The organism is Sanyastnella coralliicola (assembly GCF_030845195.1).
Classification (GTDB): Bacteria; Bacteroidota; Bacteroidia; order Flavobacteriales_D; family Sanyastnellaceae; genus Sanyastnella; species Sanyastnella coralliicola.
The window spans coordinates 2,518,406-2,530,405 of the sequence record NZ_CP132543.1; the positions used below are offsets into that span (position 1 = coordinate 2,518,406).

Sequence of the window (12,000 nt, forward strand, 5' to 3'; positions counted from 1 at the left end):
AATAGTTTCCCTATTTGCATCAGAGGCACGCAATGAGTTTAGAACATGAAGACGCATAGTAAACGTATAGCGATCCTTTTTCTTGCTCTGACCTTCGGAGTTTTTGTTGGCTTTACGCCAGAATCTCCTCAAGGGGTCATTCAAACTATCGTGCTCGACGCCGGACACGGTGGTAGCGATCCAGGTAACCTGGGAACAGGTCGTTACAAGACCACTGAGAAAGATATTACCCTTGACGTCACCCTCCGTGTCAAGAAATACATCGAGGAAGCTTTCCCGAATGTGAACGTGATTCTAACGCGTGACGATGACTCCTACCCTACGCTCGAAAAACGTGTGGAAATTGCAAACACTTCTGAAGCAGACTTATTCCTTTCGATTCACTGTGATGCCTTCACGAAAGAAAGTGCTCACGGTTCTGGAACCTATGTGATGGGAATGCACCGCTCAGATGAAGCGCTGCGTATTGCCATGAAGGAGAATGCAGCCATCTACAATGAAGAGAACTATCAGGAACGCTACAGCTTTGACCCGAAAGATCCTGATACCTACATCGCATTGACGCTTCGTCAAAATACCTACCTCGATCAAAGCTTGAAGCTTTCGCAAAACATTCAAGACCAATTCCGCGATCGCGTAGGAAGAGTAGACCGTGGCGTTAGACAAGCAGGATACTATGTGATCTGCTTCACCAACATGCCAAGTGCCTTGGTTGAGCTCGGTTTCCTCACCAACAAAAAAGAAGAAGACTTCCTGAACACAGAAGATGGTAAGAGCTACATGGCTTCGGCGATTTTCCGTGCGGTGCGTGATTATAAGTCTGACATTGATGGGATTCAGTATTCCACCGTAGAGGAAGAGGGAGAATTAGAGGAAGAATTAGAATCAGAGGGAGAATTAGAATTAGAGGAAGGAGTTGAAACTGCGACGCCGCCTTCATCGGCTTGGACCGAGAAGATCTGTTACAAGGAGATTAAGCGTGGGGTGAAGTTCCAGGTACAAATTGCTACCTCTTCAACTCAAGTGGCCACTACCCCAACCAACTTTAATGGATTGGATAGAGTGGATGAATATTTCAGCAACGGACTATATAAGTACGCCGCTGGAAGCACTAAGAAATACAAGCATGCCCTTGAGATGAAGGATGTGCTTCGAAATAACGGCTTCGATGGAGCATTTGTGATCGCGTTCAAAGATGGCGAACGGGTGACGCTCGAAGAAGCAATGAACGAACAGCCATAAGACCAGATATAGTTTGAAAGGCGTCTCTAAAGAATTTAAAATTGGTGTGATCGTGGTGGTGAGCCTTACCCTGCTCATCTTCGGGATCAACTACCTCAAGGGAATCAACATCTTCGTTCAGCAACGAACCTTCTTCGCTGTGTACGATGACGTCGATGGATTGAGTGTGGCCAATCCGGTAATCTTGAACGGATTTAAAATCGGTCAAGTGAAAACTGTTGGATTCCACCCGAAGGGTGATGGATCACTGATGGTTGAATTCAGCATTGATCAGAAAGACCTCAACGTTCCGGTAGACTCAAAAGCCAAGATCTTTAGCTCTGACCTGTTTGGATCGAAAGCAATTCAGATCATTATGGGTGATTCCACCTTGATGGCCAATCCAAAAGACACTTTGGAGTCTGAGATTGAAATGGGCCTCGCTGAATCCGTTCGACTTGAGTTGATGCCGTTGAAGAACAAGACCGATGAATTGATCGCCGGTGTTGACGACATCGTAGAAAACTTGAAGACGGTATTTGACGATGACGCTACGCAAGGACTTCCGAAAGTATTCGAAAGTCTACAGCGTACGATGGAGACCTTAGAGAAAACGACCCTTCGTCTCGACGAAACCATCGCTAACAATAGCGACCGTATTGATGGCATCTTCGCCGATGTGCACTCCATTACAACGAACCTCAAATCAAATAACGAGAAGCTGAACAACATCATCTCGAACTTTGATACCGTGAGTGATAGCCTCGCGAAACTCGAACTTTCTACTACCCTGAAAAAGGCTGATGTAGCCCTTGGTGAATTCGCGGATATCATGACGAAGATCAACGAAGGTGAAGGCACAATGGCCCAGCTGATCAACAATGATTCATTGCATACATCCCTGCTGAATACAAATCAGGAACTGCAATACCTCATCAATGATCTTTACATGAACCCTTGGCGATACGTTCATGTTTCTATCTTTGGCAAGAAACCGAAGGAGAAATTCTCTAGACGTGAACTCGAACAGCTTCGTGAATTGATTGACGAGCAGCTTGACGAACCGTCATCGGAAGAGTAAAAGGGTAATATGATCGCTCAAATCGCATTTGTGCTTGTATTCGCTGCAGGCATCTTCCTCTTTGCACGACGGGTGCGAGAGATCAGACGTAACATTAGTATTGGACAAGCAGTCGACCGCACGGATCGCAAGAACGAGCGTTGGCGCACAATGACCATGGTAGCCCTAGGGCAATCGAAAATGGTTGCTCGTCCAATCGCTGGATTCCTCCACCTCTTGGTGTACGTAGGGTTCGTCTTAATCAACATTGAAGTACTAGAGATCGTCCTTGACGGTATTACTGGACATCACCGACTCTTCGCGAGTTTCGGCGGCGGTGTTTACGACGCGCTCATTGGAGCCTTTGAGATTCTTGCTGCGCTGGTATTGATTGCCTGTGTGGTTTTCTTGATCCGACGAAACGTGATCAACATTCGCCGTTTCCGTATGAAGGAAATGGACGGATGGCCGAAGTCAGACGCCAACATCATTCTTGTAGCAGAAGTGCTCTTGATGTTTGCTCTGTTGAGCATGAATGCCTGCGACGCTTTGCTGCAAGGGAAAGTGGCTGAACTGATGGCTGCAGGACAAGAAATCCCTGAGGCACTTTCACATTACATTGAAGCTGGGTCGTTCCCTGTCAGCTCTATGCTGCAACCGCTGTACGCTGGTATGGACGTTGACGGTCTGATCATGACTGAGCGCTTCATGTGGTGGTTCCACATTATCGGAATCCTCGCCTTCCTTGTGTACGTGCCTTACTCTAAGCACTTCCACATTATCATGGCGTTCCCAAATACTTGGTACAGCAAGCTGGAACCTAAGGGACAAATGACCAACATGGAAGCAGTGACCAACGAGGTGAAGCTGATGCTTGACCCTTCTGCTGATCCGTACGCAGCGCCACCCGCTGATGCGGCTCCTGTGAAATTCGGAGCGAAGGATGTGCAAGACTTGACATGGAAGCAGTTGTTCGACTCATACACTTGTACTGAGTGTGGTCGATGCTCAAGTGAGTGTCCTGCGAACCAAACAGGAAAACTACTTTCTCCACGTAAGATCATGATGGATACACGTGATCGACTGGAAGAAGTTGGAAAGAATATTCAAAGCGATGGCAGCATCAAAGACGACGGCAAGTCGCTGCTTCGCGATTACATCTCTGAAGAAGAATTGTGGGCGTGTACTACATGTAATGCTTGTACAGAAGCTTGTCCGGTCAACATTGATCCGGTAAGCATCATCCTTGATCTACGTCGTCACTTGATCATGGAAGAATCGAAATCACCGGAATCGATCACGTCTATGTTTAACAACGTAGAAAACAACGGAGCACCATGGGCCTTCCCTGCTGCTGATCGAGGAAAGTGGATCGAAGAACTTAACGCGTAAGAAAGATGGCTGAACATATTACTGTACCAACCGTAGCGCAATTGGTCAGCGCTGGAGAAGTGCCTGAAATCCTATTCTGGGTAGGCTGCTCTGGAAGTTTTGATGACCGCGCAAAGAAAATCACCAAAGCGATCGTTCGCATTCTTCATCATGCAGGTGTCAAGTACGCCGTGCTTGGTGCAGAAGAAACGTGTACCGGTGATCCTGCAAAGCGAGCTGGAAATGAATTCCTTTTCCAGATGCAAGCCATGCAGAACATCATGGTCTTGAACGGCTATGAAATCAAGAAGATCGTCACTGGTTGTCCGCACTGCTTCAACATCTTGAAGAACGAATACCCCGAGCTCGGAGGTAACTACGAGGTCATGCACCATACACAGCTCATTAACGACCTGATCAAAGAAGGAAAGCTTGCGATCAAAGGCGGTGAATCTTTCAAAGGTCGTCGTATCACATTCCACGATCCTTGTTACTTAGGACGTGCAAATGATGTGTACGAAGCTCCTCGTGAAGCGCTGCAAGCCTTGGATGCTGAGCTCGTTGAAATGCGCCGTTGTAAGCAGAAAGGATTATGCTGTGGTGCCGGTGGTGCTCAGATGTTCAAAGAAGCGGAACCTGGCAACAAAGAGGTGAACGTAGAGCGCACTGAAGATGCGCTTGAAGTGAAGCCGAACGTGATTGCTACGGGTTGTCCGTTCTGTAACACCATGATGACTGATGGTGTGAAGAATTTCGAAAAAGAAGACAGTGTAGAAGTAAAGGATGTGGCAGAGCTGATTGCTGAAGCTGCAGACCTCCTTCCATCCTAACGTTTTTTTAGCCTTTTGAGGTAGTCAATTTGGCTATCTTTACCCACTCCAAAATCAACTTGATGAAATTACTTGAAGGAAAGGTGGCGATCATCACTGGTGCCTCTCGCGGTATCGGAAAAGGAATCGCTGAATCTTTTGTTGCCCATGGGGCTAAAGTCGCTTTTACTTACCTCTCTAGCGAGGAAAAGGCGCGTGCCCTTGAAGCTGAGCTCTCTGCCAATGGCGGAGAAGCGAAAGGTTTCCGCTCAGATGCTTCGAAATTCGATGAAGCACAGAAGCTTGTAGAAGAGGTAGTTGCCCACTTCGGTACGGTAGATATTCTAATCAACAACGCTGGAATCACTCGTGATACACTCTTGATGCGAATGAGCGAAGAGCAGTGGGACGAAGTAATGGAGATTAACTTGAAGTCTTGTTTCAACCTGACAAAGGGTGTGTTGCGCACAATGCTGAAAGCGCGTAGCGGTAGCATCATCAACATGAGCTCTGTGGTTGGAGTAAAAGGAAACGCTGGACAAGCAAACTACGCAGCATCAAAGGCTGGAATCCTCGGATTCACGAAGTCTGTAGCTGCGGAGCTTGGTTCTCGTAATATCCGTTGCAATGCGATTGCTCCGGGATTCATTGAAACAGAAATGACAGGCGCCTTGGATGAGAAGGTAGTACAGGAATGGCGTGAAGCAATTCCATTAAAGCGTGGTGGTTCGCCTGAAGACGTTGCCAACCTCGCCATCTTCCTTGCATCAGACATGAGCGCATATATCACTGGTCAGACGATCAACGTCGACGGTGGAATGTTGATGTAAGCGCCGTTGGATATCCTGTTTGAACAACCGAATTGGCTGATTGCCGTGTGTCTGCTTCTGGCAGCACTGTTCGCTGTGTTCTTATACAGGAAAGATCGACTGAACCGTCACCTTTCTATTGGAACCCGAGCTTTCCTCGGAATTCTTCGATTTGTTGCGCTCTTCTTGCTTTCTCTTTTCTTGTTGCACCCGCTGGTGAGAACCATTAACCGAGAAGTAGAAGAACCGTTAGTTGTGGTTGTTCAAGACAATAGTGAATCATTGGTCATGGCCAAAGATTCAGCCTTTGTCAAGAACGAATGGCCTGCGCAACTCGATGATCTCATCAGTCAAATTGGTGATAAGTATAAAGTACGTCCGTACACTTTCGGAAGCACACTTCGAGAAGGTATTGACAGCATTTCATTCACTGAGAAGTCGACAGACATCTCTAAGCTCTTTGATGGCATCTACAACCGATACAGCAATCGAAATATAGGCGCTGTCATCATTGCCTCTGATGGTATCTACAACGAAGGAGCCGATCCACGTTACCAAAGTCGTAAGCTAGATGCTCCCGTCTTTACGATTGCTCTTGGTGATACCAGTGTGAAACGCGACATGCGTATAGCGGAAGTCGCGAATAACCGACTGGCTTACTTGGGCAATCAATTCCCTATTGAGATTACCACTGAGGGTAAGAAAGCGGCTGGTGAAACGGTTCGTATTTCTGTTTCCCATAAGGGAAATCAAGTTTGGAGCGAAAGCCTGACAATAACAGATGATTACGTCTTGGATACACGCCGTGCGGTGCTCGAAGCCAAAGAGGCTGGACTGCAGCGCTACGTTATCACAGTTTCCACGATTGACAATGAGGTAACCACTGCGAATAACCGTTGGGAGGTCTTTATCGATGTTTTGGAGACTCGCCAGAAGATCTTGATCCTTGCGGAAGCTCCACATCCTGATGTTGCTGCTTTGCGCAGTGCGATTAGCTCGAACCTGAATTACGAAGTAGAGAGTGTCATCGCTGAGAACTACGAAGGAGATCTGGAAGACGAAAGCTTGGTCATCTTCCACGGCATTCCGGTTTCGAATAACACGGGAACCAAGATGCTTCTGAAAGCGCTCAAGGAAGGTATTCCTTCCCTTGTCGTGCTTACTCAGCAAACCAATATGAACGCCTTCAACAACTTGAAGATGGGCTATGCTTTGAAAGCATACAATGGCACCAGCAATGATGTTGGAGGAACATTCGCTAAAGGCTTCCCTTACTTCCAGGTTGATGATGAGACACAAGCGTTGATTCGTGAGCTACCTCCGTTAGCTGTTCCTTTCGGAGATCTTCAATCGGTTGAGGGTTCGGTAAATATGATCAGCCAACGTGTGGGGAACATTGAGACGGATCTTCCATTGATTTCCTTCAACCAAGTCAACGGTACAAAGGTGGGTGTCATCACGGGTGAAGGCATTTGGCGTTGGCGAATGGTGAGCTACCTCAAGCGAGATAGCCATGAAGCATTTGACGGCCTCATTTCAAGTGTGGTTCAATACATGGCCAACCGCGAAGACCGTCGTCAATTCCGTATTGACGCGCCACGTGATCTCCTCGAGAATGAGCGCATGGTGTTCAACGCTGAGGTGTACAATGACAGTTACGAAGCCATCACTGACCCTGAAGTTGCGTTGACCTTGACTTCTGTTGATGGTAGCAATTATGATTTCGCCTTTGGGCGGAACGGCGATTTCTATCGCCTTGATGCTGGCCTTCTTCCCGTAGGAGACTATAACTGGGAAGCTTCAACCATCATCGGCGGAAGAAACTACTCCGAACGCGGAAGCCTCTCCATTGCTCCCGTACAACTCGAAATGGCCACCACAACGGCTGACCACAAACTCCTCTACCAACTCGCCATCGACAACGGCGGCGACATGGTTTACCCAGATCAAGTAGCGCAACTCGCCACCATGATCGAAGAAAGCGGCAACGCGGTCGCTGTTTCATACGAGCGCAAAAAGCTCTCAGACCTCATCAACTTGCCATGGATTTTGGGGTTAATTCTACTTCTGCTCAGTCTGGAGTGGCTCTTAAGAAAACGCTCAGGCTCTTATTAGGAATGCGGGTTGCGGGTTGCGGAACGCGGTGTGGAATGTGGAATGTGGAATGAATCTAACGAATAAAGAATCCACGAACTAACGCCTATAGCCTAAAGCCTAACGCCTACCGAGCATGCTATCCAGCCGAAGGCGAACTAATCATGCTGGTTCCGGCGTCCGGCATCCGGCGTCCGTAACACTCCGCATTACTAACGCCTATAGCCTAAAGCCTAACGCCTCCCCAAGCCCCATTCACCTTACTCCGGCTCCCGTTCCCCATACTTTGAAACAAACAGACGTGTTCTGGGCTTAATTTGACGGTATCTATTAAACCCTCATATCATGGCGAACAATCCTAATACACGACTCTTGAAATTCGGGATACCTGTTATTGCTGGTATCGTGATTCTTGTGGTCTTTTGGTCATCCTTTACTGTTACTATCCCCTCGGGTCATGCTGGATTGATGTTCCACACATTTGGTAGTGGTATCAATACAGAAGAAGCTCCGCTCGGACAAGGATTCCATTTTAAAGCTCCTTGGAATAAAGTGATTCAATACGAGGTCCGACAGCAGCAGCGTATGGAACATTTGAGTGTCCTCTCATCGAATCTTTTGAAGATTGAGATGGACTTGACTGTGTTCTTTCAACCGATATACAATAAGCTAGGTTACTTGGAAGTTGAACGTTCTAAGGATTATCAAGATAAAGTGATCGTTCCAGCTATGCGGTCAGTTGCCCGTGAAGTCATTGCCAAGTATTTACCTGAAGAGATCAATACAACCAAGCGCGAGCAGATTCAGAATGAGATTACCTCCGCCTTAGCTGCAAAATTTGAAGACAATTACGTCCAGTTGAATGACGTACTTCTTCGCAACATCAAGCTACCGCCGAAATTGGAAGAAGCCATTGAACGGAAACTACAGCAAGAGCAAGAAAGCTTAGAGTATGAATTCCGCATTGAAAAAGCGAGAAAAGAAGCAGAACGCAAACGCATCGAAGCAACTGGGATTCGTGATTTCCAAGACATCGTATCTGATGGTGTAACAGATGATCTACTCAAGTGGAAAGGAATCGAAGCCACCCAAGCACTTGCTGAATCCGAAAATGCGAAGGTCATTGTCATCGGTTCAGGTGAAGACGGGTTGCCGATTATTTTAGGAGGAAACTAGTTTTAAGGCTTATGGCCTAGGGCTTAAGGCGTAAGGGGGAGCAATCATGTTGGTTCCGGCGTCCGGCATCCGGCGTCCGTATAACCTCGCATTACTAACGCCTATAGCCTAAAGCCTAACGCCTAGCCATGCCCACAAGGCATTGTGAGTTCTTCTCCCACACCGTAAGATGAACGACGCCAGTTTACCCCTACCTTCCATCTATGGAAAGAAGCTGGCGCTCTAAACGACGAATTCGAAGACTTGCTATTGTGTTGGGAGTGATTGTGCTCCTTGGGGCTTTACACAAACCTATTCTGCGTGGAATGGGGTCTTTTTTGATTGCAGAAGATCCGAAGACGCCGAGTTCGGCTTTGATTGTCTTGGGTGGAAATAGCTTTGAACGTGGGATTGAAGCAGCGAAGCTGTATGAAGAAGGCTTAGCTGATCACATCGTTTGTACCGGAGGAAACATCCCTACGGTGCTTTCTGCACTCGACAACGAGATGTACGAATCAGAAGTAACCAGAATCTACCTGGGGAACAATAACGTGCCTATAGAAAAGATTACGGCCCTTACGGGAAGCACTAGCACCAAAGAGGAGTCATACGAGGTCAGAGAATGGTGTGATGCCAATAACGTCGAATCAATTACAGTCATCTCCAGCTCGTTTCATTTGAGAAGGGTACGCATGGTCTTTGAAGAAGCGTTCGAAGACAGCAACACCAAGGTCTACTATCGAGGAGCCTCACCTCAGAATTACGAAGTCGAAGAATGGTGGAAAGCCGAAGGCGGATTGATCTTCGTGTTTAACGAATATGCGAAGTACGCGTACTATCTGATTAAGTTCTAGTGTAGGCGGTATGCGGTATGCGGTATGCGGTATGCAGTAGGCTGTATGCTGGATAGTTCGTGGTTCGTGGAATGTGGAATGAATTTAACGAATACGGAATCCACGAACTAACGCCTATAGCCTAAAGCCTAAAGCCTCCTAAAGAGAAAAAAAAACGCCCTACCATTCGGTAGAGCGCAGAATATATTGGTTGGTTGGTAAGGTTCTTACTCTCCAGTGTATACTCCTTCAGTCTTAGCGCGCTTAATCGCTTCTTCGATACCGATCTTATTCACGGTGCGAAGTGCTGAAGTTGAAATACGTAGTTTCACCCAACGATCCTCAGATGGGATGTAGAATTTCTTATCTACAAGGTTTGGGTAAAAACGGCGCTTCGTTTTACGGTTCGAGTGGGAAACGTTGTTTCCTACCATCATTCGCTTTCCAGTAAGCTGACATACTCGTGCCATCGTCTTCTTCTTTTACTAGGTTCCTTAAAAGGGAGTGCAAAGAAACGCAATTTCTTACGAACCGCAAAGGTTCTACCCTAAAATTTCGTCCCTTACCATCGATAAAGCCATGTGTACGGCTCGATCTATATTTCTAGCCCGGTCTTTTCCGAATCGGAACTCCTTGGCAATCGTTCCTTTAGCTGAGCTTACGGCAATCCATACAAGACCTACTGGTTTTTCATCTGAACCTCCTGAAGGTCCGGCTACTCCGCTTGTCGCTACGGCGTAGTCAACTCCGAATTTTGATCGGGCTCCTTCGGCCATTTCACGCACCGTGGCCTCACTTACTGCTCCGTGCACCATGAGCGTTTCGTGTTTTACGCCAAGCTCGCCTTCCTTGATGTCATTGTGGTAAGCAATGGTTGATCCCATGAAATAAGCTGAGGCACCAGGTATCGCTGTTAGGGCAGAAGCAATCCTTCCCCCAGTGCAGCTTTCCGCGCTAGCGAAAGTCAAACCTTGATCTGTCAAAAGACGCGACAAAGTGAACTGAATGGCTTCATCTTGCTCAGCGTAGACGTACTTCCCTGCAAGTGAAATAAACTCATCCGCTTTACGACGCACCTTCGCTTTAATCGCCTCAGCGTCAGGTCCGATCGAGGTCAGGCGCACCTTCACGCTGGTATATGAAGGCAAGTAAGCGATGCTGATCCCTTCAGCCTCCAATGAATCTTCCCAGTCTTGCACCATATCCGACAAACGACTCTCCCCTATTCCTTGCGTCATCATTGTCAAGTGCTCAATGTGAGGTGTCTCAAAGCGCTCTTGAATCATGCGCAACAGGTGATTGTCGACGATTCCTTTCATCTCAAAAGGAACGCCCGGCATGGAAACGAACACTGTTCCGTCATGATCAAACCACATTCCTTGGGCAGTTCCTCGAAGGTTTTCTACCGGCATACATTTCGCTGGCAAGGCCGCTTGTTGACGGTTTACTTCTAGAATTGGAATTCCGCGACCAGCGAAATAAGATTCAATACGCTCACGAATATCATCGTGCATGACCAACTCGGTATCGAAGTACTCGCACAAGGTCTTCTTGGTGATATCATCTCGGGTCGGACCTAATCCACCCGTCATCAAAATCAGATCAGCACGTTCACTTGCCTCTTTCAAGGAAGACAGAATGTGTTCTCTGGTATCTGCAATGCTGGTGATCTGTGCCACGCTGACCCCAATGCTATTGAGGCGCTTCGCCATCCAGGCTGAATTGGTATCTACGGTTTGTCCGATGAGGATCTCATCTCCGATGGTGATGATCTCTGCGCGCATGCTCTTCTCTAATTAGGCGCCGCAAGTTACCGCCTTTCGGTAAAGCGGCACAATTTCTGCGTACGTTTGACAAACAAAATAACCCCATGAAAAAGCTATTGTTTCCTTTTGCCGCACTCCTCCTCCTCTCCGCTTGCGATACACTTCAGGATATTAGTGAAGTGATCTTGGAAGAACCGATTGCCACCCAACCTGCCTTGACCAATGCAGAGGTGATCTCCGGACTAAAAGAAGCGCTGAAGATTGGTGCAGAAAAGGCTGGAAACTTAGCTTCGGCTGCCGATGGTTTCTACAAGAATGAGTTGCTATTCATTCCCTTTCCAGAAGAAGCGCAAAAAGTGAAAGAAACCGCGATTCAATATGGGTTTGAATCACAAGTTGAGCAGTTTGAAATGACCCTGAACCGTGCCGCAGAGGAAGCCGCTAAGGAAGCTGCTCCCATCTTCGTAAACGCTATTACACAGATGACGGTGGCCGATGGATTCGCCATTCTCAATGGAGAAAAAGATGCAGCTACGAAATACCTAAAAGACAAAACGACCGCCGAACTTACCGAGAAGTTTCGTCCGAAAGTTTCCCAAGCCATTGAAACGGTCAACCTCACTGCCTACTGGGAGCCGATCATCACCAAGTACAACACCGTCAATATCTTAACAGGTGGAGATGATATTAATCCAGACCTCGAAGCTTACGTGACAGAGCGCGCAATCCAAGGATTATTCGTCCATGTAGAAGCTGAGGAAGCTGCGATTCGTGAGAATCCACAGGCAAGAGTCACCGAATTGCTGGAGAAAGTATTCGGAAGTCTTGACAATTAAGCGTGTGGAATAGAGTCTTTGTTGCGTATATTAGGTCGTTGTTTTG

At 47.4% G+C, this 12,000-nt stretch carries 11 protein-coding genes; 9 read left to right on the forward strand and 2 right to left on the reverse strand.

The window, feature by feature from the left end; genetic code table 11:
* Window positions 1-45 precede the first annotated feature (45 nt).
* From RA156_RS10455 to RA156_RS10490, 8 genes are all read left to right on the forward strand, one after another.
* A complete protein-coding gene (locus RA156_RS10455) occupies window positions 46-1,242 on the forward strand; it encodes an N-acetylmuramoyl-L-alanine amidase family protein (RefSeq protein WP_306639972.1) in 1,197 nt (398 codons plus the stop codon).
* Window positions 1,243-1,255: 13 nt separating this feature from the next.
* Entirely contained in the window at window positions 1,256-2,302 is a 1,047-nt protein-coding gene (locus RA156_RS10460) for an MlaD family protein (protein ID WP_306639974.1), read from the forward strand.
* A 9-nt stretch (window positions 2,303-2,311) separates the two neighbouring features.
* Window positions 2,312-3,673, forward strand: a complete 1,362-nt coding sequence (locus tag RA156_RS10465; protein ID WP_306639976.1) for a 4Fe-4S dicluster domain-containing protein — start codon at window positions 2,312-2,314, stop codon at window positions 3,671-3,673.
* A 5-nt stretch (window positions 3,674-3,678) separates the two neighbouring features.
* Complete coding sequence (locus RA156_RS10470) at window positions 3,679-4,482, forward strand: (Fe-S)-binding protein (protein ID WP_306639978.1); 804 nt, start codon at window positions 3,679-3,681, stop codon at window positions 4,480-4,482.
* A 62-nt stretch (window positions 4,483-4,544) separates the two neighbouring features.
* Complete coding sequence (fabG, locus tag RA156_RS10475) at window positions 4,545-5,291, forward strand: 3-oxoacyl-[acyl-carrier-protein] reductase (protein ID WP_306639979.1); 747 nt, start codon at window positions 4,545-4,547, stop codon at window positions 5,289-5,291.
* A gap of 6 nt (window positions 5,292-5,297) precedes the next feature.
* Window positions 5,298-7,385: a hypothetical protein gene (locus tag RA156_RS10480; protein WP_306639981.1), complete on the forward strand. Its 2,088-nt coding sequence runs from the start codon at window positions 5,298-5,300 to the stop codon at window positions 7,383-7,385.
* 324 nt (window positions 7,386-7,709) lie between these two features.
* Window positions 7,710-8,540 (forward strand): prohibitin family protein, encoded by an 831-nt coding sequence (locus tag RA156_RS10485; RefSeq protein ID WP_306639982.1) that lies wholly within the window; start codon window positions 7,710-7,712, stop codon window positions 8,538-8,540.
* Window positions 8,541-8,743: 203 nt separating this feature from the next.
* Entirely contained in the window at window positions 8,744-9,373 is a 630-nt protein-coding gene (locus RA156_RS10490) for a YdcF family protein (RefSeq protein ID WP_306639983.1), read from the forward strand.
* Between the two features lie 206 nt (window positions 9,374-9,579).
* Here RA156_RS10490 and rpmB read toward each other — a convergent pair whose 3' ends face one another.
* Window positions 9,580-9,822, reverse strand: a complete 243-nt coding sequence (rpmB, locus tag RA156_RS10495; protein WP_306639985.1) for a 50S ribosomal protein L28 — start codon at window positions 9,820-9,822, stop codon at window positions 9,580-9,582.
* Window positions 9,823-9,894: 72 nt separating this feature from the next.
* On the reverse strand, window positions 9,895-11,136 hold the full coding sequence (locus RA156_RS10500) for a competence/damage-inducible protein A (RefSeq protein ID WP_306639987.1): 1,242 nt from the start codon (window positions 11,134-11,136) through the stop codon (window positions 9,895-9,897).
* 86 nt (window positions 11,137-11,222) lie between these two features.
* On the opposite strand from RA156_RS10500, the gene RA156_RS10505 reads away from it, so the two are divergent.
* Window positions 11,223-11,954: a DUF4197 domain-containing protein gene (locus RA156_RS10505; protein ID WP_306639989.1), complete on the forward strand. Its 732-nt coding sequence runs from the start codon at window positions 11,223-11,225 to the stop codon at window positions 11,952-11,954.
* Window positions 11,955-12,000 lie beyond the last annotated feature (46 nt).

Coding starts and splice junctions, on each gene's coding strand:
- RA156_RS10455 (WP_306639972.1), top strand. CDS start 46: ATGAAGACGCATAGTAAACGTATAGCGATCCTTTTTCTTGCTCTGACC.
- RA156_RS10465 (WP_306639976.1), top strand. CDS start 2,312: ATGATCGCTCAAATCGCATTTGTGCTTGTATTCGCTGCAGGCATCTTC.
- fabG (WP_306639979.1), top strand. CDS start 4,545: ATGAAATTACTTGAAGGAAAGGTGGCGATCATCACTGGTGCCTCTCGC.
- RA156_RS10490 (WP_306639983.1), top strand. CDS start 8,744: ATGGAAAGAAGCTGGCGCTCTAAACGACGAATTCGAAGACTTGCTATT.
- RA156_RS10500 (WP_306639987.1), bottom strand. CDS start 11,136: ATGCGCGCAGAGATCATCACCATCGGAGATGAGATCCTCATCGGACAA.
- RA156_RS10505 (WP_306639989.1), top strand. CDS start 11,223: ATGAAAAAGCTATTGTTTCCTTTTGCCGCACTCCTCCTCCTCTCCGCT.
- RA156_RS10470 (WP_306639978.1), top strand. CDS start 3,679: ATGGCTGAACATATTACTGTACCAACCGTAGCGCAATTGGTCAGCGCT.
- RA156_RS10485 (WP_306639982.1), top strand. CDS start 7,710: ATGGCGAACAATCCTAATACACGACTCTTGAAATTCGGGATACCTGTT.
- rpmB (WP_306639985.1), bottom strand. CDS start 9,822: ATGGCACGAGTATGTCAGCTTACTGGAAAGCGAATGATGGTAGGAAAC.